Source organism: Mesobacillus foraminis, from assembly GCF_004340465.1.
GTDB classification, from domain to species: domain Bacteria; phylum Bacillota; class Bacilli; order Bacillales; family Cytobacillaceae; genus Mesobacillus_B; species Mesobacillus_B foraminis.
Map to the genome: position 1 here is coordinate 86834 of NZ_SLVV01000001.1, position 22384 is coordinate 109217.

At 41.4% G+C, this 22384-nt stretch carries 20 protein-coding genes and 1 riboswitch; of the genes, 6 read left to right on the plus strand and 14 right to left on the minus strand.

The annotated features are described in order from the left end of the window. Positions 1 to 279: 279 nt before the first annotated feature. Positions 280 to 1422 carry a radical SAM/CxCxxxxC motif protein YfkAB gene (gene yfkAB, locus EV146_RS00430; RefSeq protein WP_132000707.1) on the plus strand — a complete coding sequence of 381 codons (1143 nt, stop codon included), beginning with the start codon at positions 280 to 282 and terminating at the stop codon, positions 1420 to 1422. A gap of 101 nt (positions 1423 to 1523) precedes the next feature. Here yfkAB and aroD read toward each other — a convergent pair whose 3' ends face one another. Continuing rightward, positions 1524 to 2288, minus strand: coding sequence for a type I 3-dehydroquinate dehydratase (gene aroD / locus EV146_RS00435; protein WP_132000709.1), 765 nt, complete (start codon positions 2286 to 2288; stop codon positions 1524 to 1526). 163 nt (positions 2289 to 2451) lie between these two features. Next, positions 2452 to 2946 carry a shikimate kinase gene (locus tag EV146_RS00440; protein ID WP_373566077.1) on the minus strand — a complete coding sequence of 165 codons (495 nt, stop codon included), beginning with the start codon at positions 2944 to 2946 and terminating at the stop codon, positions 2452 to 2454. A 355-nt stretch (positions 2947 to 3301) separates the two neighbouring features. Here EV146_RS00440 and EV146_RS00445 point away from each other — a divergent pair, with 355 nt between their 5' ends. Continuing rightward, positions 3302 to 3715 carry a Fur family transcriptional regulator gene (locus EV146_RS00445; protein WP_132000713.1) on the plus strand — a complete coding sequence of 138 codons (414 nt, stop codon included), beginning with the start codon at positions 3302 to 3304 and terminating at the stop codon, positions 3713 to 3715. Between the two features lie 246 nt (positions 3716 to 3961). Here the strand turns inward: EV146_RS00445 and EV146_RS00450 are convergent, their stop codons facing one another. The 4 genes from EV146_RS00450 to EV146_RS00465 all read right to left on the minus strand — a co-directional run bounded on the left by EV146_RS00450 (position 3962) and on the right by EV146_RS00465 (position 7665). Beyond that, the gene (locus EV146_RS00450) at positions 3962 to 4912 is read right to left on the minus strand and encodes a siderophore ABC transporter substrate-binding protein (protein WP_132000715.1); all 951 of its coding nucleotides are present in this window, start codon (positions 4910 to 4912) and stop codon (positions 3962 to 3964) included. 387 nt (positions 4913 to 5299) lie between these two features. Beyond that, positions 5300 to 6226, minus strand: coding sequence for a hypothetical protein (locus EV146_RS00455; RefSeq protein WP_132000717.1), 927 nt, complete (start codon positions 6224 to 6226; stop codon positions 5300 to 5302). Positions 6227 to 6335: 109 nt separating this feature from the next. Further along, the gene (locus tag EV146_RS00460; protein WP_132000719.1) at positions 6336 to 7223 is read right to left on the minus strand and encodes a peptidylprolyl isomerase; all 888 of its coding nucleotides are present in this window, start codon (positions 7221 to 7223) and stop codon (positions 6336 to 6338) included. A gap of 214 nt (positions 7224 to 7437) precedes the next feature. Next, complete coding sequence (locus tag EV146_RS00465; protein WP_132000721.1) at positions 7438 to 7665, minus strand: PspA/IM30 family protein; 228 nt, start codon at positions 7663 to 7665, stop codon at positions 7438 to 7440. Between the two features lie 425 nt (positions 7666 to 8090). Between EV146_RS00465 and cls the strand changes: the two genes are divergently transcribed. After that, a complete protein-coding gene (gene cls / locus EV146_RS00470; protein ID WP_132000723.1) occupies positions 8091 to 9539 on the plus strand; it encodes a cardiolipin synthase in 1449 nt (482 codons plus the stop codon). 62 nt (positions 9540 to 9601) lie between these two features. Here cls and EV146_RS00475 read toward each other — a convergent pair whose 3' ends face one another. Next, on the minus strand, positions 9602 to 10510 hold the full coding sequence (locus EV146_RS00475; protein ID WP_132000725.1) for a GNAT family N-acetyltransferase: 909 nt from the start codon (positions 10508 to 10510) through the stop codon (positions 9602 to 9604). A gap of 123 nt (positions 10511 to 10633) precedes the next feature. Further along, a complete protein-coding gene (locus EV146_RS00480) occupies positions 10634 to 11728 on the minus strand; it encodes an AI-2E family transporter (RefSeq protein WP_132000727.1) in 1095 nt (364 codons plus the stop codon). A gap of 144 nt (positions 11729 to 11872) precedes the next feature. Between EV146_RS00480 and EV146_RS00485 the strand changes: the two genes are divergently transcribed. After that, the gene (locus tag EV146_RS00485; RefSeq protein ID WP_132000729.1) at positions 11873 to 12547 is read left to right on the plus strand and encodes a DUF421 domain-containing protein; all 675 of its coding nucleotides are present in this window, start codon (positions 11873 to 11875) and stop codon (positions 12545 to 12547) included. 84 nt (positions 12548 to 12631) lie between these two features. On the opposite strand, the gene EV146_RS00490 is transcribed toward EV146_RS00485, so the two are convergent. Together EV146_RS00490 and EV146_RS00495 are read right to left on the minus strand one after the other, a co-directional pair. Further along, positions 12632 to 13888: a cation:dicarboxylate symporter family transporter gene (locus tag EV146_RS00490; protein WP_132000731.1), complete on the minus strand. Its 1257-nt coding sequence runs from the start codon at positions 13886 to 13888 to the stop codon at positions 12632 to 12634. Between the two features lie 133 nt (positions 13889 to 14021). Beyond that, a riboswitch (cyclic di-AMP (ydaO/yuaA leader) is annotated at positions 14022 to 14167 on the minus strand. 95 nt (positions 14168 to 14262) lie between these two features. Continuing rightward, positions 14263 to 15582 (minus strand): uracil/xanthine transporter, encoded by a 1320-nt coding sequence (locus tag EV146_RS00495; protein WP_132000733.1) that lies wholly within the window; start codon positions 15580 to 15582, stop codon positions 14263 to 14265. A gap of 354 nt (positions 15583 to 15936) precedes the next feature. Between EV146_RS00495 and EV146_RS00500 the strand changes: the two genes are divergently transcribed. Then, positions 15937 to 16512, plus strand: coding sequence for a TetR/AcrR family transcriptional regulator (locus EV146_RS00500; protein ID WP_132000735.1), 576 nt, complete (start codon positions 15937 to 15939; stop codon positions 16510 to 16512). Between the two features lie 70 nt (positions 16513 to 16582). Further along, positions 16583 to 17605, plus strand: a complete 1023-nt coding sequence (locus tag EV146_RS00505; protein WP_132000737.1) for a quercetin 2,3-dioxygenase — start codon at positions 16583 to 16585, stop codon at positions 17603 to 17605. A 689-nt stretch (positions 17606 to 18294) separates the two neighbouring features. Here EV146_RS00505 and EV146_RS26700 read toward each other — a convergent pair. The 4 genes from EV146_RS26700 to EV146_RS00520 form a co-directional block, all read right to left on the minus strand. Beyond that, positions 18295 to 18441 carry a hypothetical protein gene (locus EV146_RS26700; protein ID WP_158286953.1) on the minus strand — a complete coding sequence of 49 codons (147 nt, stop codon included), beginning with the start codon at positions 18439 to 18441 and terminating at the stop codon, positions 18295 to 18297. A gap of 170 nt (positions 18442 to 18611) precedes the next feature. Then, complete coding sequence (locus EV146_RS00510) at positions 18612 to 18848, minus strand: hypothetical protein (protein WP_158286954.1); 237 nt, start codon at positions 18846 to 18848, stop codon at positions 18612 to 18614. Between the two features lie 232 nt (positions 18849 to 19080). Further along, entirely contained in the window at positions 19081 to 20637 is a 1557-nt protein-coding gene (locus EV146_RS00515) for a response regulator transcription factor (RefSeq protein WP_158286955.1), read from the minus strand. Then, on the minus strand, positions 20630 to 22378 hold the full coding sequence (locus tag EV146_RS00520) for a sensor histidine kinase (protein WP_199232646.1): 1749 nt from the start codon (positions 22376 to 22378) through the stop codon (positions 20630 to 20632). Before EV146_RS00520 ends, EV146_RS00515 begins: the two co-directional genes overlap by 8 nt. Between the last annotated feature and the right edge of the window lie 6 nt (positions 22379 to 22384).

A 22384-nucleotide genomic window follows, 5' to 3' on the forward strand; every position in this document is an offset into this window, starting at 1 on the left:
TTATGTATAAATAAGTGCTGCTGACCAGGTCGGCAGTACGGAACAGATGTCTACTCTGCTTAGTTTACCTTGTTTACATTGAGGATGTCTATCTATACAGCGTCTCCTGAAAATGAGTATTCTTTCAAAATATTTGGCAGCTTAAGCCATTTTCAGCATAGGCATTATAAAAGAGTTTTAGTTAAAGTTTCCTGCTTACCTTTAATTTCAAAAAGTCAGTTGACTTTGTCGCTCTTCTACTTAAATAATAGCAAAGGAGAAATAAAGGAGTGTTTAAGTATGGCTGTTAGGTTGAAGAAAAAGATTACCCCCAAGTTTGATCCTTGGGAAGCCTATATGGACATAACTCAATATGGAAAGCAAGTGTTATCCAATATTGAGTTTACCACAACGACATTGTGCAATATGCGCTGTGAACACTGTGCTGTTGGTTATACTCTGAGCCCTAAAGACCCAGAGGGGCTTCCAATTGAGCTGCTCTTAAAACGGCTGGATGAAATACCATTGCTGCGTTCGATCAGCATTACAGGCGGGGAACCGATGCTTTCGATTAAATCAGTGGAAAATTATGTACTTCCCCTGCTGAAATATGCCCATGACAGGGGCGTGTATACTCAAATCAATTCTAACTTAACATTAGATCTTGACCGCTATGAAAAAATCATTCCCTTCCTGGACGTTTTACATATTTCACACAACTGGGGCACAGAACAGGATTTCATTGAAGCAGGTTTTGCCAATATGGCTCGAAAGCCTACCTATTCACAGCGGGAAACTCTTTTTAAAAAAATGATAGAGAACAGCAGGATCATATCTGAAAGTGGCGTACTGGTGTCGGCCGAAACCATGCTGAATAAGCGGACTTTGCCCCATTTGGGGAAAATCCATACACAAATCGTTGACGAAATGGGCTGTAAACGGCATGAAATCCACCCTATGTACCCTTCTGACTATGCATCCTCTCTTGATACTTTAAGTTTAGATGCAATCCGTGATGCCATCCATTACTTGCTGGATATCCGTGACAAGGATACCTGGATGCTGTTCGGCACCCTTCCATTCTATGCGTGCAGTCAAAAGGAGCAGGATCTTGAGTTAATCCGGCGCCTCTTCTCTGAAAAGAATGTAACCGTCCGAAATGATCCCGACGGACGTTCGAGACTGAATATAAATATTTTCAGCGGGGATGTCATTGTAACTGATTTTGGGGATACCCCTCCACTCGGAAACATAAAAACAACCAAACTGGAGGATGCCTATCAAGCCTGGGCAAAAACCAATCTTGCGGCGTCCCTTAACTGCCATTGCCCGGGTGCAGGCTGTCTGGGTCCAAATGTCCTTGTAAAGGATCGATACTATCCAGAAACCGACTTTAATACCCGAAAAGCCAGCATTGATGTAAAAAATATGGCAACACAGTAAAAGGTATTGAAAAGGAAATTCCTTTTCAATACCTTTTCTTTCGTTGGTCCACAGTCTACAAAAGATACCGTAGTGGAGTTATGTATTGGAGTGCCGCTTCCTCATCTATTTTGATGGAGCAAGGACAAAACATTCCTTAACTCATGGACAGCAACCTGGCCGGGAGCCGAGGCCTTTTTGGCAGCGCCGAAGGTCACTGCAGAACCAAACAGCTCCCCTGTTAAACGGCTGATCAATCCCTTTCCAGCCATTGACATCGTAATGATCGGCCGGTCAGAGTACTGGTCATTCATTGACAGTGTAGCCTCCAATAACGTCAATACATCATTTGCAGAATTGGGCATTACGGCAATTTTGGGAAAATCAGCCCCCAGTTCCTGGGCTCTGCATAATCTCGCTATGATTTCCTCTTTAGGCGGAGTTTTTTCAAAGTCATGGTTGCTGATGATGACATAAACCTTGTTAGAATGTGCCGCATCAACAAGCACCTTCACATCCTCTTCCCTGTTAAAAAGCTCGACATCAATAATGTCAACCAGCCCAGACTCTGCAACCTTCTTGTTCAATTTTACATAACCTTCCTGACCTAGTTCCTTTTCTCCACCCTCTTTGGCACTTCGGAACGTAAAAATAAGGGGAGTTTCCGGCAATAATGCCCTTATTTTAGTTAGAGCCTCCTCCACTTTTTCGGTATCCTCCACTTGATCAAAGAAATCGGCACGCCACTCGACGATATCTCCATCGATGTTCCTCAGAGCCCCCGCTTCTGCTACTATCTCCATAAGTGTTCTCCCTACAAGTGGAACACATATTTTAGGTGCACCTTCCCCAATATTTACGCCTTTAATTGTTATCGTCTGTTTCAAAATCTTCTCTCCTATCCATTATGCGGATTTCATCTATCTTTTTTACGACCACTGATTACAGCCGTTTGAAAATACCGAATTGCAAAGAATAAATAGCTTTTTCTATAAAAATAGTGACCTTCCCGAAATAAAGGTCACCACTTCCTGATTTAAGCCCATACCTCTAATCGTAAAGCTCCCATGCCAACTTTAATGAGTCAACGATATAGTCTGCTACTTCTTCCATTTCCTGATTATCGGTACTTACCTTTGAATGATGGACTGAATAGATTTCCTGCCTTTTATAGAAAAGCTCCTCTATTTCCTCAAGCGACCTGTCCTGAAGGACTGGACGGCTGTCAATGATTAAGCTGATTCTTTCCTTCCATGATTCCCAGGACAAATCTAGAAAGAATACAATGCAGGAAGAGAGGCAGACATTCCTGATTTCCTCCTGTAAAAAAGCTCCTCCCCCAACAGAGATGATTTGTAATTTCTGCTGGCAATAATCGATAATCATGCTTTTCTCTCTTTCACGAAAAGCCTTTTCACCAATTGAACTGAATATTTGAGAGACAGGCATTTGATATTCTTTTTCAATTTCCTCATCAATATCGACGAAGTCCCGGTAAAGCTTTTTTGCCACCAGCTTGCCGATTGTCGTTTTGCCGACACCCATAAACCCAATAAACACTATACTTTTCTCTTTCAACGGTACTTCCCGGTTAAACAAAATGAATCCAGCCTCCTAAACGAACAAAAAAACGATAATGAATGGATTCATTATAAATTAAAAATGCCGGGACGTAAATCTCATTCAGAATGTTCAGTACATATTATTTCGTCATTTAATTATAATTATTATAATTTAGTATTGATTTTCATATAAAATCTGCTATTATTAAATCATCAATAAAATATAGGACATTTTATTCAAAAAAAGGCTGTAAAGAAAGCGATTTTTTTATCTTATTTTCTCAATTAGTGATTATTAGCTATTGTCGTTTTAAAACCAATCAAAAAGGATGTTTATTATGGATGATGCTAAATCTCTAGAACTCATTCCCTATTTAAAAGAACGCGGGCTTCGAATTACTCCACAGCGATTGATGATTTTACAATCGATTTTAGATCACCAGGGCCATCCAACAGCAGAGGAAATCCATCAAACCATACCTTTTACAAGCCTCACGACGATTTATAACAACTTAAAACTATTTGTAAGACTTGGTATCTTAAATGAACTCCCCTATGGAAGTGCCCTAAGCAAATATGAATTCAATTTCTCCAGGCATTATCACGTCATATGTCAAGAGTGCGGCAAAATTGTAGACTTTAATTATCCAGATTTACAAGAAATCGAACAGGTTGCCTCAAACCTGACAAGTTTTGAAATTCTTCACCATCATTTTGAAATCTATGGTGTTTGTGCTTCATGCCAAAAATAAAACAGTAGGAACACGTTGTTCGCAATCTAACACGCTGTTCTAATAGCTATGAGAGGATGGACAAAATGTCACATCAAAAACAGCTTTGCCCGGTTTGCAAAACGGAAATAAAACAACTAAAACACAGTATTCTTTGCGATTGTGGTCTAAAGATAAAAACCAGGAAGCCCATTACGGTATGATGGGCAAAATAAAAGGAGTGTACGTCACCAATGGATGCGTACACTCCTTCTTTTTTGGAAGTTTTTATTTTTCGATGCCTGCTTCAACTTCCTTAACCATTTCGGCTACAGAAGTAAGTCCCCCTCCGGACAAGTACCAATAATCCGGGTTAAGGTAAATCACCTGATTTTCTTTTACTGCTTTAATATTTTTCACCAATTCATTTTCCACAATCGATTTCCCGGACGTTTGGCCTCCCTCAACTACTGCGCCACGGTCAACGATAAACAGATAATCAGGATCCTTTTCCACCAGATATTCAAACGAAATGTTTTGTCCATGAGTGGAAACTTCCAGGTTTTCATCAACTGCCTTCAGTCCAAAAACATCATGGATCAGACCGAATCTGGAGCCTGGGCCATACGCACTGATGTTTCCTTCATTTGCAAGGATAACAAGTGAGTTTTTATCAAGCGTGCTTGTCTTTTCTTTTAACCCGTCAATTGTTTCTTTCACTTTTGCAAGTTCAGTTTCTACCTCGGACTCTTTTCCGAAAATTTCACCGAGGGTCTTTGCATTTTCTTCATATGATTCCATGTATCTTGCAGTGTCAACACCCATAAAAATAGTCGGGGCGATCTCGCTTAAATCTTCGTATGCTTCCTGCTGTCTCCCGGAAATGATGATTAGGTCTGGAGCCATTTCATTGATTTTTTCAAAATCCGGTTCTTTAATGCCGCCAGCATTCTGATATTTTTTATCGGCGTACTTTTCAAGATATTTAGGCAGATTGTCCTGTGGAAGTCCTGCAACTTCTACACCAAGTTTATCAAGTGAATCAAGGACACCGAAATCAAACACAACAACATTCTCTGGATTTTTCTTAACCTTTGTTTCTCCTAATTGATGCTTTACCGTAATTTCCTCAGCCTTTGTTTCTTTTTCAGATCCGCTTGTGCTCTCTGAATTTGATCCACATGCTGCAGCTATTATTGCCACTATGGAAATAAGGAATATTAATGCGAATTTTCTCATGGTTCCACCTCATATTTATTTTTTGTTTAAACTCTATAGCTAAATGATAATGATTTTCAATATCGTTTGTCAATGACGAATTTGTGAAAAATGTAAATTTTTTAGTTTAGTAGTGTAAAAACTATTTCCAGTTATGGATAATATGGAGCTTAGCAGGCTAAATAATCATATAGTCCTAAGGTGCAAAGGGCCGGTTTTAATACACTCATCAGAGTAACAAAGAGTTAATGATACATATGCCTTCAGCCTGGCTGTGATTATCATTGGCGGGTGAAGTTCGTTCCCCGGTACTGAAGCTGGATACAAAAAAAACTCCCTTAGTTTGTACACCAAGAGAGCGATTTTATATGGATCCATAAATTAGTTTGCGGATTCTGCATTCCCTTTTTACTTGTCCTTGCCATGCTCCACCTTTTCCATATGATGTAAGTGCGGAACATGGGGAAACGGCAGCAGCTTTAATTCTTTTGCCTCTTTTTCGTGGTTAATAAAAATCTCGTCCATAAGCTGATGTGGAGTTTTGCCTGCTGGATCAATCCCTAGTTTTTGTGCTGCCTGAACAATTTGCTTTTTTCGAACCTCATGTGCTAATTCATGAAAATTCTTATCTTCTGTTTTTATCTCCAGCTCTTTAGCCTGCTGGTAAACTTGAGCTTTATGAACTTCATAAGCCAGCAGTCGGAATCCCTTCCCTTCAGTCCTAATACCGAGTTCTTTTGCTTGTTTTTTTATGTTCACTTCAAATATTTCCCGTGCAATTTCTTTCAATTCTTTCCCTTCTGTGGACACCCCTAATTTCTTAGCCTCATTTTTTATGGCCTTTTCTTCAACCTCAGCCAGAAGTTGTTCAGCATCCTTGTCTTCAATGGAAATCCCCATTTCTTCGGCCCTTTTTTTAGCTATTGCCAAACGGACTTCCTTTGCGAGAACATCTGATTCTTTATTTTCTGTTTCAATCCCTAATAGCTTTGCCTGGCTTTTTATATGATGCTCGCGTATTTCTTTCATGATTACTTTAGTGTCTTTTCCTTCTGTCTGAATGCCGATTTCATCCGCCTGTTTTTTTATATAGGCGGCTTTTACCTCACGGGCAAGTGTCTCGAAATCCTTTCCTTCTGTAGATATACCCATCTCTTCCGCACGTTTTTTGATGAATTCTGCATGTTGTTTTGAACGATCATGGTGATCAGGGAATTTTGCGGCTGTCTCAGTTCCGAAGCCTGACTGACTCTGTGCTTCTGCCTGTACTATTTCTCCTTTTCCGAAATAAAAAGCAACGGCAATTAAAATCAAATAAAGGGGCATCCTCATCATCTGCCAATTTCCTCCTTTAAGGATAGTAGTTTACAAATGATAGGATGCCCCAAAATTATGTCCAAATTATGAAAAATAACGGAACATTTGATTACATAGTAAAGTGTGACTAATCTTCTAATGTATTTTCAATCTCAGCCTCATCTTTTTTCTCCTGCAGCCATGTGGCATATTCTGACTGAAGCTTTTGATCAAATAAGATTTCTTTTATATCTTCCTTATGATCCTCATAAACAGCTTCTATTGCAGCCTTTTTATCCGTCACTTTAATGATATGATAGCCATATTCTGTCTTAACAGGGTCACTGATATCTCCTTTTGCCATTGAAAATGCTGCTTCTTCAAACTCGGCTGCCATTTCTCCTTTTGAAAAATAGCCTAATTCTCCGCCGCTTTCAGCATTGGAAGCATCTGTAGAGTACTCCTTTGCCAGCTCCGCAAAATCTTCGCCATCAGCAAGTTTTTGGGCCACCTCTTCAGCCGTTTTCTTATCATCTACCAGGATATGGCTTGCCTCCACCTGTTCTTGCTCATTGAAGGACTCTTTATTTTCATCAAAATACGTCTTCATTTCTTCTTCTGTCACTTTAACTTCCGGTTTCAGCAGCTTCTCGATTTTAAGATAGTTTTCAACATCTGATTTTACATCGTTCTCCGTTAGTCCGCTTTGCTCCAAAGCAGACTGAAAGGCTTCTTCTCCGCCATAGGAGTCTATATAAGTCTGGAGTTCTTCGGTTATTTCCTTATCTGTAATGGTAATATCCTTCTTCTCCGCTTCCTGTTCAATAATTTTATTGTCGATTAGTGCCGATAGTGAACTTGCTCCATATTGCTTGACCAGCGTACTATACAATTCTTCTTTGCTGATTGAATCCCCATTTACACTGGCTACAACATCTTTGTTGGAAAATGCGGTGGCAATTAAAAATACTGCAAGGATCAGGGCTAGTCCGGCTATTGGCAAATAAAACTTTTTATCTCTTAATCTTTTTATCATGATTTCCTCCATCTTTACGTCTTTAGTATGCCCTTATTCTAGCTTGTAAATATGAATAAACTATTAACAAGCTTTTAAAGAGTTATGAAAAACAAGAAAGCCTCCACCTTGACGGCTTTCTTGTTCATAAGGAATCGTTATGACCGCACATTTGATGATTTCAGTTTATCCCATTTCTCTCCTTACCTGCTCTTGTAAAAAATATTCTTCCTGTTCAGGCAGTACTTGATTGGGCTTCCAGTTTGTCAGCTGTCCCTGCAATCAGTAATTCCAGCTTTTTTTCTAAAAATAACTGCCTTGTCAGCGCATCTTCTCTTTTTTGAATTTCAGACTCCATATCCCTGATCGATTGTTTTAACATTGATACAGGGTTTTCTATTTTATCCAGTGCGCTGTTAAGATCCGCACTAGCAATACTCTTCATGCTTTTGAAAATGGTCATCGTTATCCTCCTAAATCTATTTAAAAATGCGGTTATAAAGCTGTCCCCGTTTGCTGTTGTGTTTTTTCCCGATTCCCTGATAACGTATTTTTTGACATTTCCTGGCGAGATACCAGAAAACGATGATCGCCACCACTCTATAGACTCTCAGGCTATCTCCCTATCTCACCTCGATACGATTTAGCTTGTTTTTAATCCTACAGGCTTTATATGAACAAACTATTACGAAACAATTGCGGAATACGGAATTATTGGAGCGTAATGTTGGGACAAGAATAAAAACCATCAACCCGCTCCGGAATTGATGGTTTTGTGCAATAGAAACCTAAAAGGCTTGCTGCAGCATAAGATATAATATGCTTTACTTTATTAAGTCCTGCGTTTCGGTATACTATAGTAGTGACTATTTGACGAGAGGAAAATGTATGACTATAACAACGGTTCTCCTTGGATTAATTCTTGTTCTGAATATTATATTTGCTGTATTTGTCATTTTTCAGGAAAGACGTGATGCCAGTTCAACCTGGGCGTGGCTGCTTGTATTGTTTTTCATCCCTGTTTTGGGCTTTATTATGTATCTCTTGCTGGGACAGAACCTCAGCCGCTCGAGATTGTTTAAATGGGAAGATAAGAAAAAAATCGGCATTGAGCAATCCCTCGATATACAGCTGAAGAATATTCGTTCCGGCCAGTTTGAATTTCACAATGAACCAGAACGTTTCAGCCAGGAGCTCATATATATGCATTTGCTTGGGAATGATGCTCCCATGACCCGGGATAATTCGGTTGAGATTTTTACTGATGGCAATGACAAATTCGATCAGCTGCTTAATGATATCAAATCGGCCCGACATCATATCCATCTGCAGTATTACATCATCAAAAATGATAATCTGGGCAAAAGAATAAGGGAAGCGCTGATCAATAAAGCGAAGGAAGGGGTTAAGGTCAGGGTATTGTACGATGAATTGGGATCCAGAGGTTTGACAAGAAGGTTTTTCTCCGAGCTCCGCAAGGCCGGGGGAGAAGTAGAAGTCTTTTTCCCATCTAAATTTGCTTTAATCAATTTCCGTCTGAATTACCGCAATCATCGCAAAATCGTTATCATTGACGGGAAGATTGGCTATATAGGCGGATTCAATATTGGGGATGAATACCTTGGACTGAATCCTCGATTCGGCTATTGGAGGGACACCCACCTAAGGATTCTCGGAACATCCGTTCATGCAATCCAGACCCGTTTCATCCTTGACTGGAACCAGGCATCCTACAGCCATGATATTGAATACGATCCCGTTCTTTTTCCCGATCCGGAAATGAAGGGATCTGTTGGGCTGCAAATCGTTACAAGCGGTCCGGATTCCGAGTGGTCGCAGATAAAAAATGGATACATCAAAATGATTTCCCTGGCAAATAAATCCATCCTGATTCAAACTCCCTATTTTATACCCGATGCCAGTCTTTTGGATGCTCTCAGAATTGCCTGCCTATCTGGAGTGGAAGTCAAAATTATGATTCCAAACAAGCCAGACCACATTTTCGTTTATTGGGCTACATTATCCAATATTGGTGAACTGCTGAAAGCAGGGGCGCAGGTATATATATATGATTATGGTTTTATCCATGCAAAAAGCATCGTAGTGGATGAAAGAATCACTACTGTAGGAACTGCCAATATTGATATTCGAAGCCTTAACCTGAATTTTGAAATCAACGCTTTTATTTATGATACTAAAATAGCTAAAGCATTAATTACAGCTTTTGAGAGGGATATGGAGCACTCGAGATTATTGACATGGGATAGCTATCAACAGCGATCGAAGTGGATACGTTTTAAGGAATCCATTTCCAGGCTCCTGTCTCCAATCTTATAAAAGCGATTTTCATACCAGGCAGTAGTGGAGGCAAGCTTGCAGCTTGCCTCTTTTTCAGCAGCTCAAGATTCTGAACGGGAAAGATCCAGATACTGTTTATGTATCTCTTTTAACATAAATACCTGGCGGGCAAAAGGCTTGAACCCGATCCTTCTCATATGTGGGTAGGTATAACTGCTTTTCGGAAGGTTGATGATGATCCTTTTGATATCAACATCCATTGCTCCAAATACGGCCTCCAGGAGACCCATAACAATGATGTCAGCATCAGGATGATCAGGATCAGACTCACACTGATATAAAGTGGTTCCTGTATGTCTGCCTTTCTGGTCAAAGCTCCTGCGAAAATAAGCATATCCCCATCTATTCCCTGCCGAGTCCTGCAGGAAAACAGCCTCTCCACCCGCCGCCCTTTCCCAATGAGTTTGCCATGGGTAAAATCCTTTATAAAAGGAAAGCGTTCCTGCTTCCTGGGGCAAGCCTTTTACAATTTGATAATTCCCTCGCTCCTTGAAGGGATTATCCCCAAGCACTCCGGCCAGCTCCAGGTATTCAAGTTCATCTGAAACCCGGTAGCCAAGCTTTTCATATAATCTGATCGCCTTCTGATTTTCACTAATCGCTTCTAATGTAGCAACGTTAACCCCTTCCTTTTTGTAAACTTCCAGGGTGTGCTCCATCAATAACTGCCCGTAGCCCTGGTTCCTCCAGGCTGCCGCAATGCCAGTCCCCCCATTCCACGCCACCCTTCTGCCTTGAGACTCTTTTATTCCATTTAAGATAATGCCCATGGGCTCCTTCTCTTTAAAGGCCACAATCGAGAAAGCTGGTGAAAGACCTTCAGTATCTAACCTTTTCATAAATTTTTCCTCAGTGGAGGCTGCGTCAAAGTAATAGCCTTCAAATCCAAGATTCCAGACTTTAACCGCCTCCCCCAGTGTACATTCTTCCAGGGTTTTAATGATTGCCAACAGATCCCCCTCCAATAGAGAAGCTCATTCTTTCTTCTAACTTTATGCCCGTCTTATCTATTTCATTATTTTTTGCCATAAAAAATACCCTCCCATGAGGGAAGGTATTATCAATCGGGTTATTTACGTTTTGAGGGTCGCCTCTTTCCTTACTCTTAAAAATCGGACTGTGTTCAATACAATTGTTTTTGTTACAGCATAGGTAGGAATGGCCAGGATCATGCCTAATACTCCTGCTAAATTGCCTGCCACAAGCAATAAAATGATAATCGTAGCCGGATGGGTATCGAGAGATTTGCCGAGGATCAATGGGGACAGCAAATTGCCTTCCACCTGCTGGGCGATCACAATGACCAATAAAACCAACAGCGCTTTGGCCGGCGAATCAAAAAGACCAACAATGACAGCCGGAGCTCCTCCGAGAATCGGTCCAACATACGGAATAATGTTTGTTATCGCCACAATCAGAGCCATAACAAGGGCATATGGCAAATCAATGATTAAGTAGCCAATAAAGGCAAGGGTTCCTACAAATAAGGCAACTGTGATTTGTCCCTGTATGTAGGCTGACAGAGTTTTAGCTGTTTCCTTCAGTGTTTTCACGCCTTCCTCCCGATAAGGAAGCGGAATGAATTTTGAAATAGCTGCTGGAAATTTATCTCCGTCTTTAAACATATAGAATAACAAAAACGGGACAGTCACAATGGTAATTGCAATATTAGTAATCAGACTCACTATATTGGATAATCCATTGGTGATTCGGTTTGGCAGGGTATTGGCAAATTCCGTAGCTCTTTCCGCAATTTCGTCCTGTGTTATGTACTCCTGCTCCATAAACCATCTGAATTGATCAGAATCAGAAAGATTATTGACGAAGTCCTCGGTTTTATTCGCATATCCCGGCAGATTTCCTGCCAGTTCTGTCACCTGTTTAGAAATAGCAGGTGCCAAACTTCCTATCCCAAGTACAATCAGGCCAATGACCGCGCAATAAATGACCAGTATGGCCAAAGTCCTGGGAAGCTTCCACTGTTGTAGAAGATTAACCAGAGGGTTCAATAAAAAATACAAAAACCCCGAAATGATAATTGGGAAGAAAAGGGTTGATACAAAAATTCCTACTGGCTCAAACAGGAACGAAATTTTTGTTGAAACATAGGCAATCGTTAAAATGATAAGCACTTGCAGGGTCCAATACTGAAATTTCTTCTTTGGCATCGTCTCACCTTTTTCTTGAAAACATATGAAATCATTATAACAAACAACTGACTAATAATTCATTTATTTTACGTGCGGTTGAGATATAAAAAATAGGGAAAGAAGAGAGTAAGCAGCTGCTTATTCTTTTATGGAGGGAATATCATGTACGGAACCATTGCATTAAAACTTATTATCGGACTTATAGCCTTGCTGATTGTGATCCGTATCCTCGGAAAAAAGGAGCTTGCTCAAATCACCCCATTTGATTTTATCTATGCTTTAGTTCTGGGGGGATTCTTGGAGGAAGCCATTTTTGATGAAAAGGTCAGTATTGGGCATTTAACGTTCTCAATCGCTCTTTGGGCAATTCTCATATATGGAATCGAGGTTTTAGTGATGAAATTCGACAAGCTAAGACCATTATTAAAAGGGGAACCGATCACGATCATTGAAGATGGAAAGCTGGATTTAAAAGCGCTGAAAAAAGCAAAGCTGGAAATGGAACAGCTTAGGACAATGCTTAGACAGCAAGGAATCTTTTCAATAAAAGAGGTGAGCTATGCCATCCTCGAACCAAGCGGCCACTTAAGCATCATGCCCGAGCCGTTTGCTGCACCCGTTACAGCAGAAATGCTGGATCTTAATCCCCAAAAATCAACCCCTTCCATCATGTTAATTGATGAAGGAAGAGAAATTGAAAGTGGCTTAAGGCTTCTTGGGAAAGACCAAAATTGGCTGATGGACCTCCTAAAAAAACATGGCGAAAGCAAAATCAGCGATATTTTCTATGCTGAATGGTCCAGCCAGTACGGCTTCTTATTTAAAAAGTTCAACTAATTAAACTGTTATCCCGAAAAAATCACGATAAAAAATAGCCTGAAAGAGGTCATTCCTCTTCAGGCTATTTTTTTAGCTGTATTTTTATGATGCCTGGTTGACGTGTTCGTTTTCTTTCAATGGATTAAATTTGCCTTCCCACTTGGAAATAACAATTGCGGCAAGTGAATTTCCCACAACATTGACTGCTGTACGTCCCATATCAAGTATTCTGTCAATCCCGGCAATGAATGCCAATCCTTCAACCGGCAGTCCGACAGTTCCGAGTGTAGCCAGTAAAACGACAAAGGATACTCCCGGCACTCCGGCAATTCCTTTTGAAGTGACCATCAATACAAGCAACAGAGAAATCTGCTCTGCTATGCTCATGTCAATGCCGTACATCTGCGCAATAAAAATGGCAGCAAGCGCCTGATACAAGGTAGAACCATCGAGATTAAAAGAGTAGCCTGTCGGGATAACAAAGGATGTAATATGTTTTGGGCAACCGATTTTCTCCATTTTCTCCATGATTCTTGGTAATACGGATTCTGAGCTGGCAGTAGAGAAAGCGAGGATTAGTTCATCTTTTAACACTTTTATTAATCTAAAAATGCTGTAGCCAGATAATTTAGCGATTAATCCCAAAACAACCAGTACAAAGAAAATCATGGTTCCATAAACCGAAAGCACAAGTTTGCCCAGCGGAATCAAAGAGGCAAGGCCAAATTTTGATACCGTTACTCCGATTAAGGCGAATACGCCAAACGGAGCAAACTTCATAATTTGATTCGTCGCATAAAACATAGCATCTGCTGTTCCCTGGAAAAAGGCAATCACCGGCTTCCCCTTTTCACCGATTGCGGCAACACCTAATCCGAATACTAAAGAAAAGAAGATAATGGCAAGCATGTCCCCTTCTGCAACCGCTGCGATCGGGTTCGTAGGAACGATTTCAACCAGGGTTTGAACCATGGATTTGCTTTCAGTTGTTTCTGCTGTATCCACATAACTGGCAATATCCGTTTTATCCAGCTGGCTCATATTTACACCATCACCGGGCTGTAACAGATTTGCGGCAATGATTCCGACGATAATGGCGATTGTAGTAACAATTTCAAAGTATAGGAGTGTTTTGCCGCCGATTTTGCCCAGCTGCTTGATGTCCCCCACTCCAGCAACCGCAACGACAATACTGGCGACTACAATTGGCACCACAATCATTTTAATTAACCGGAGAAAAACATCTCCAATCGGCTGTAAATAGGAAGCAACGGCGGGATTCCCAAAGAAAATTGCTCCAACAATAATACCAAGGACCAACCCGATAAAGATTTGTCCGGCTAAACTGATTTTTTTCAATTAATATCCTCTCCTTCTGAAAAAAATTCTATGTTGGTATAACAAAAGTCCAGAAGAGAACGATAATAGCTGTTTTTCTTCTGCAAAAAAAAGACACGGAGCTGCGTCTTTTCCTGCCCAGTAACAATTTTCATCACGTTCCCTTTAGACGCTGACGGGGTTAGCTGTCGGGTTAGGACTTGGAAACTAATAGCCCCTTCAAGTAAGAATTCACCCCAAGCAGACAAGCTGCAAAAATGGGTCCCCCGCTCTTTACATAAGATTAAGCGAAACAACGAATAGATAAATATTATAGTAAAAACATTTTGTTGTAAATAACCAATAATCACCTCAGTTGGTTTAGGACTTCCTCACGGGTAAACTATGGAACAGCCCTAGTTCGTTTTAGCGTCCTTTGCTAGAAGTGTATGTTCGTAGGCTTTCCAATTAATCGTCTTTTCTAAGACAATAGAGATGATTACTCCCATAATTAAACCATTTGTGATGAATGGCTGAATCAAGATGGGAAGGTTATTAAACATGGTAGGGGAAACATTCATAAGACTGACTCCCACCAAAACAGGGGCAGCCAGCCTAAAAATCGTATTTGAGTTAAAAGTCCTTCCATTCAAATTGCTGAAAGCTGTGCCGAACATCTGTAAATAAGCTACAAACAGGACTGCGTTTCCCACAGTAATAGGCATCGCTGCCAAGAATGAACTAAAAGCCGGAACGAGACCGATAAAGGCCAGCAAACCTCCTCCAATCAAAAATGGTTCCCGTTGATACACCCTGGTACTCTGCAGGAAACCGATTGTAGAGGTAAACGGAGTATAGGGAACGAGCCCAAAGGCACTGCCTATAATTGTAAAAATGCTTGTTATCGATATCGAACGACGGAAACGTTCTTCCGTGGATTCAAGCTGCAAAAGTTTTGTGCCCGTACTGATTGACGCAATTGAATTGCTTAAATTCATCACCACTGCAAAGAAAGTGACTCCGATAATTCCCATCTCAAGGTTCGGTTGTCCTAATGGAAAAAAAGAAAAACCGTTTTCTATTGATTGAGAATTGGCGGTACTTTCACGATTGAATAGTAATTCATAAAAAATCCAGCCAACACTCAAACCAATCAGAATGGAAAAATTGCTGACCAGTTGATTTTTCTGTAATTTCAGCAGGCCAACAAAAATAACTATGCCAACCGAAAGCAGACTTACCCCAACATCAAGAGTTCCCTGATCATTTATTTTCAGCATTCCTTTAAAAAAGATAAAGACCAGCTGAAACGTTAACAGGAAGAGATAGACAGTCATGACCATCGGACTAAATACGGATTGGATCAGTTTAATCCCATTAAAAGCAATCAAAATTAGAGTAAATAAACTCGCAAGAATGACGCCGGTTGCAATCCCCCCGCCAATTGTAGATAAATCCACACCCAAAGAAGATGCAGACATTCCCAGATTCAGGATGACCCCCCACAATAAGCCGGACGGACCCTCCATTAAGGGCATCCTGTGCCCAATCCAGCCTTGGAAAATACATACAATCCCTGTAATGATCAGGGACGTTCGGAGCATGAAGGCTACCGTTTCAGGAGGGACCTCAAATAACGTCCCTACCGAAATAGGCACTACAACAGTATTAGCAAAAATAAAAAAAAGCCACTGAACAGAAGATAAGATTGTCACAGATGAAAACCATTTATTCACTGAAATACACCCTTTGCCAAGCTTCAGGCTCCTATTAGAACCTTTTATGTTACTAATATAATAAATTCACAACTTTCCTATTATACCATAATACCCCGGCTTCTGATTTTATGTATTTATAACCAGCCTCTAAGCTAGGTCAGAGACGTGTTGCATTTGCGGTTCATTGCCCCTTTATACTTCGGATAAGCTCGGTGTGTTACATTCTTTCAAAAAGGGTTAATAAGATATTTGGGATTACATTACAGTCAAAAGGTTTAATCTAAAAAATTCTGCCCATTTTGACAGGCCTTTGTCTTTTTCCTATAGTTAAATCAGTGTGTGTTTTCATAACATTTAGGGGGGCCATCCTTCATGGCAAACAAGCCAGATTCACGTGAAAAAATCCTGCAAACAGCGTCGAGACTATTTCAGCTCCAGGGCTACCATGCCACCGGATTAAATCAGATTATAAAAGAGAGCGGCTCGCCAAAGGGGTCTCTCTACTACTATTTTCCCAATGGGAAAGAAGAGCTGGCGGCTGAGGCCGTTAAATATACTAGCAGATATATAGAAGCAAAAATACAAAGCTTTATGGAACAGGTTCCTGACCCAGTAGTGGCCATTCAGGAGTTCATAAAAGAGGCAGCCAGCCAATTCGATCAGCCGGAAACGATTAAAGGGATTCCTGTCGGTTTACTTGCTAGTGAAACAGCCTTAATAAGTGAGCCATTACGTAAAGTTTGTGTACAGGCCTTCAAAAACTGGGAAACGATTATAGCCAATAAGTTAATTAAAAATGGGTATGAAGAAGACGAAGCCGTGAAGGCTGGAACAGTTATAAATTCCATGATTGAAGGAGGGATTATGCTCTCTCTGGCCAACAAAAGCAAAGCCCCGCTTCTGACCATTTCAGAAAGTATTCCACTTATATTGCATAGAAAAGGGTAGCATTTTATTAACCTTTTCACTATGATTATATAGACTGGTCTATAGTTATGGTTAGAAAGGAGATTTATAAATGACTGCACTTTTAACGAATAAACTCCCGAAAGAGAAAGTGCCTTACCTCCTCCAGAGCGGAGAAGGAAATCGTTATTTAGTAGGACGGCAGGTTGCAACAGTTATGGCGGACGCAAAAAGTACGGGCGGAATTTTTGAAATGGTTCTGCTATCGGGAGGCAAGGGAGATGCTTTCCCCGCACACCTCCATCAACATGCCCATGAAGGCATTATTATCATTGATGGAAAACTGGAACTTACATTGAACGGTGAAAAGCATTTGCTCCTGTCTGGAGATTACGCCAATATTCCTGCTGGAACCATCCATAGTTACCAGATGAAAAGCCATAGAACCAGATTGGTTTCCTACACGATGAAAGGAAACATTGCCAAATCGTATGAAATAATTGGAAAACCGTATGAAAAGGTTGAATATCCCCCACATATCAGCTGTGAGCTCCCTGAAGAACTTTTCTTGGAGGCCGCCAAAATGGCCGATATAACATTTATACCTGATCAACAGCAGACTAGTGCTGCTAAACTGGTTGAAAATTCTAAGCTGCCAGACGAGACAGTCCCTTATGTACTTGCCAGCGGTGAAGGAGACCGTCTTCTAACAGGGGACCAGCTTCACAGAATTGTTGCCGCTCAGAAGAATACCGATGGAGAATTTATTATCGTTTCATCTGAAGGACCGAAAGGCGACCGAATTGTGGACCATTACCATGAAAAGCATACGGAAACCTTTTTCTGTCTAGAAGGACAGATGACAATGTGGGCCAACGGGGAAGAAGTCCGGTTGAATCCTGGAGATTTTCTTCACGTTCCTGCTCATACTGTTCATTCCTATCGCCTGGATTCTCATTATACGAAGGTAGTAGGTTTACTGGCATCCGGACTTTTCGAACCCTTTTTCCGCACATTGGGAGATCCCTATGAGCATTATATTTTCCCAAGCGAACCACAGCCGCTACGTTTTGACCGGGTGATTCAGAACATCGATAAACTAGATTTAAAAGTTGTCAGCAAGGGGAGTTACTAAAGAATAATGTTGCTAGCACAATGGGAGGGAGAATTCCTTTCGACCTTCCCTTCATATGTTCATCCACTGCTTCGATTTATTTTTATTGATTGGCTGCTCTTTTCTTCAGGACTAGGCTGTGTATAAAAACAGCTTGTTCTCGCTGTTCTAGTCATATCGGTGCATGGATGCTGCCAAGTTTGATGAGGTTATAAAAATCATCTGCAGCCTTCCCAGAGAGACTGATTGTAAAAGGGGCTTCCGGAAGCTGCTTTAAATTCTGTCTTGCAGTTTAACCTCACCGGGCTATGGGTGACCTGCACCAGGCACGCAGGTCATTCCTAAGTCGCCCCTTTCTCCCCTGGTTTCCACATTTGTTTGGGCACTTAGGCTCTTTCTATGTACCTTGCTGCTTTATTCCCCTTAGGCCGGGCACGTAGTAGAACCCCTCTATCTTACCTTTCTCCTCTGGTTTTCCTTCTGCCGGGCACTTAGAACCTCTCTATCTTACTTTCTCCCTCTGTTTTTCCTTCGGTTGGACACGTAGAACCTTTCTATCTTACCTTCTCCCTCTGGTTTTCCTTCGGTTGGGCACGTAGAACCTTTCTATCTTACCTTCTCCCTCTAATTTTCCTTAAGCCGGGCACGTAGAACCTCTCTATCTTACCTTCCACCTCTGGTTTTCCTTCGGTTGGGCACGTAGAACCTTTCTATCTTACCTTCTCCCTCTGTTTTTCCTTGAACAGGGTACGTAGAACCTCTCTATCTTTCCTTCTCCATCTAATTTTCATTGAGCCGGGCACGTAGTACTTCTCTATCTTACCTTCTCCCTTCTGTTCTTCCTTCGGTCCAAGCATATAGAACCTCGGGACTACGCAGAACTCGGGCTCGCTTTTTCATTGCATTCCTTCTTCCTCAATTTTCCCGCGCACCAGGGCACGCATTTTCCCTTTGTGTTCCCTCCTCCTCGTTTTTCTACCGGACCAGGGCACGCATTTTCCCTTTGCGTTCCCTCCTCCTCGTTTTTCTACCGGACCAGGGCACGCATTTTCCTTTTGCGTTCCCTCATCCTCGTTTTTCCCCGAACCAGGGCACGCATTTTCCCTTTGTGTTCCCTCACCCTCATTTTCCCACCGGACCAGGGCACGCATTTTCCCTTTGCGTCCCCCGGCTCCGATTTTTCACCCGAATTGGTAACGTATTTTTTTCTGGCCCCGCTTTGCCTGACAGCACGCATGCTGCTCCCCACTAGATTCGCACCCATAAAAGTCCAATAAATTCCAGGTGCCATTCTCCCAGTTTTTCCATGTCGCAATTGAAACTTTAATCATCATTAGACCTATTGCCTTTTTAACACCAATAATAAAAAAAGCCATAAATTCTTCAAGGCAAAGAATTATAGCTTAGTAACCAGTTATTCTAATATTCTCACATGGTCTCACGTTTCACATGGAGCATTTTTTTAATGTGCAAAAGTGCGTTCCTCAGAAAATACCTTACTTCCTCTTGGTTTTCCTGTACACGCTTGGCGATAAGCCCACATATTTTTTAAACTTATTATGAAAATAGTCAACATTTGTATATCCGACACGCTCTGCCACCTGATAAACCTTCAGGCCGCTTGATAGTAAATGTTTTGCATTTTCTATCCGTACTTGGTCGAGGTACGTATTAAAGTATTCCCCGGTATGGTTTTTAAAAAGTTTACCTAAATAGGCGCTATTATAGTTGAAAAGGCCAGCTAATGATTCAAGCTTTAGATGCTCCTGATAATTCCGGTGGATAAAGTCCACCAATTTTTTGATCTGGATGGTCTGATCTCCTGAATCCAAATTTTCAATAAGCTTTTGAAAAGATGAATCCAATAACCCAATCAGTTGATGAAGATTGTTTTTTTGTTCGATCTCGGCAATCTGGCTCATTAAATCCGTGATAATAGGCTGCATTTCCGGTTTCATGGATGAACACTTGCTCAGTACCATGGTGAAAAGCTTCATAAAATTCTTTTTAATTCGCTCCTCGGAAAAATTTAATGTGACCATTGTCCGGGCTGCATCTTTTAAAACATCTTTTACCCCTTCCTCGTTTACCAGGTCGATTGCATAGTAAACTTTCTCAGTAAACAGGTGTACAGGAAATTCCTTCCCATCTTCCTGTACTTCATCATCCCTCTTGCTGAAGAGGGGCGCCGTCTCCTTTAAAAGCATGGGCTGGGGAGGATAAAAAAATTGATGATCCAGCAGGTATTTCACATTTTTATAAGCTTCTCCTATCCCCGCTATATCTGTAAACACGTCGCTGAGACTGCAGATGATCTTATGCTTTGAAACCGCATCCTCCAGTATATTGCTCAATCGCCGCCGGCTTTCTTCATCTCCTAATCTCTCATTCAGCAGAATGCCAATCTGGCGTTTGTAGCTAAAAACCACTGCCTTTTGTGACTCGAGTGCAGAGGCTGTGATTTTTTTTATTTCGGTGAACTGGCTGTCACTCAAACTTTGTTTCGTCGAGATGTCCATCAGCAGCAGGCGATACAGTTTCCAATCGAACTGTAGCTGGGATGCTTCATCCTGAAAGGCAGGATCCCTGATGAACGCAGGATCCTCAAGGATTTTCAAAAGAAAGGTCTCTTCCTTTTGCTTGTCATCTTCACCCTGAAACTGGCTCGCGGCTGTTCTCTGGTCAATCCTTTTCCTTAGATTCTCCAAATAGCCGGCAAGTTCATCTTCATCAACCGGTTTCAAAAGATAGCCCGCCACATTGGCGGTAATTGCTTTTTGGGCGTATTCAAAATCTGCGTAGCCGCTCAGAATGATAAAATGTATATCGGAGTCCTGGCTTCTGATTTGCTGGATTAGCGTGAGTCCATCCATTCCTGGCATCCGGATATCAACAATCATCAGGTCTATTGTGTACTTTTTATACTTTTCGAAAGCTGTCCGTCCATCCGATGCAGTATCTATTACCCGGAAACCATAATCCTCCCACGGAATCAAGCTTTTCAGCCCTTCCCGGATAACCGGTTCATCGTCAACAATCAATACATTATACAAATTCATTCCTCCCCAATGGTATCGTGAATGAAATAGCTGTACCTTTTCCTTGTATACTTTCGATAACGAGTCCGCTCCCAGCACCAAATGTTAAAATTAAACGTTGATGGACATTCAACAAACCAATCCTGTTTGCTGCATTATCCTGGATATCGTTTAATGCATCCTGTATCGAACGAAGCTTTTCTTTGCTGATCCCTACGCCGTTATCCCGGACGCTCACATGTAGTACGTCGTCGCTGGTTTTAACTTCAATGGCAACCCTTCCGCCTCTTTCTTTATCCTCCAGCCCATGGATAACAGCATTTTCTACTAAGGGCTGAATGATGAGCGGATGGATCAGGACATTCTCGGCATTCGAGCCTGTGATCACTTCATAATCCAGACGGTCCTCATAGCGGAACTTCTGTATCTCCAGATACGCACGCACCATCTCAAGTTCATGCCGCAACGGAATCATTTCACCTGTCACTTCGATGCTTTTTCTCATCAGTTTGCCTAGTTGCTTCACAGCACCGGAGATTTCTTTTTCCCCTTTTAAATGTGCCTTCATCCGGATGGATTCGAGCGCATTAAATAAAAAATGCGGATTTATTTGGCTTGCCATCATTTTAAGTTTGATTTCCTGCTGCCGTTTCTCCATTATGTTCTTTTCACGGTGCATCTTCTCTACTTCAGCAATAAGATCCTTGATATTCTTTACCATGTGATCGAGCTGCCATGAGAGCAGCCCAATTTCATCGGCTCCTTCCACTGTAACGTTGGCATCGAGATTCCCATCTGCCACCTTGTCGATCTGCCGGCTTAATCTGACAATGCGTCTGGAGACGAGCTGAGAAAAGAAGAATATCAGTATGATAGCGATTACAAAACTGGCAGCAACTACCGCCAATCCTAGCAGAACAAAGCGGTTTGCCTCTTTCATGACCACTGAACTGGGAATGACAGCTACAAATTTCAATTGATTCTGGCTCATGTCCGGCAAGAGCAAGTCGACAACAATTTCCGCTTTCTCTCCATTAACGGTACCTGTAAAAGTATCTTTGGAATGCACTCCAGCCTCTTTTGTCCTGACAATGTCTTCAAGTTTTCTGCCAATAAAACCGGACCGGTTGGAAACAACTACAAAGTTGTTGTCATCCACAATCATGATGGGTGACTGCTCCTGGGCGAGTATTGTATTTAAGTTATCACTGTTGATATTGATTGCGAGGATGGAATCAGTTTTATAAATTTTACGGACAAGGCTTAAATATTTACGATTGCCTTTCGTTTCATCAGCCATGTAATACCAGCCAAATAGTCCATTAGCCTTCTCAGCTGATTTATACCAAAATGAATTTCTGATTTCCCGCGTGGCCGGAATAAACTCCCAGTTGTTGATCATCTTCGGGTTTGTTACATATAGGCGGATGTTCGATATTTCCTCGTACGTATCAAGATAATAGCCAAACTCGTCAAATTCCCTATAGGCCCAAACAACCTCCCTCAGGGAACGGTAGTCGTTTTTGACGGTGGTTTTTAATTGTTGATTAAGCGTAAGGTTATTTGCAATATAAATAGCGGTTTCAAGTGTTTCCGCTGTACGCTTTTTCACTCTGTCAACATTAGCTGCCGATTCCTCAACAGCCTCGTTCAGAGCAGTCGTGCGCAGTTCATGGGTAAGTATGACGCCAACAATCAAAACCGGGATAATGCACGATATAATAAAAGCAAATACCAGCTTTGAACGAATTTGCATGTCATT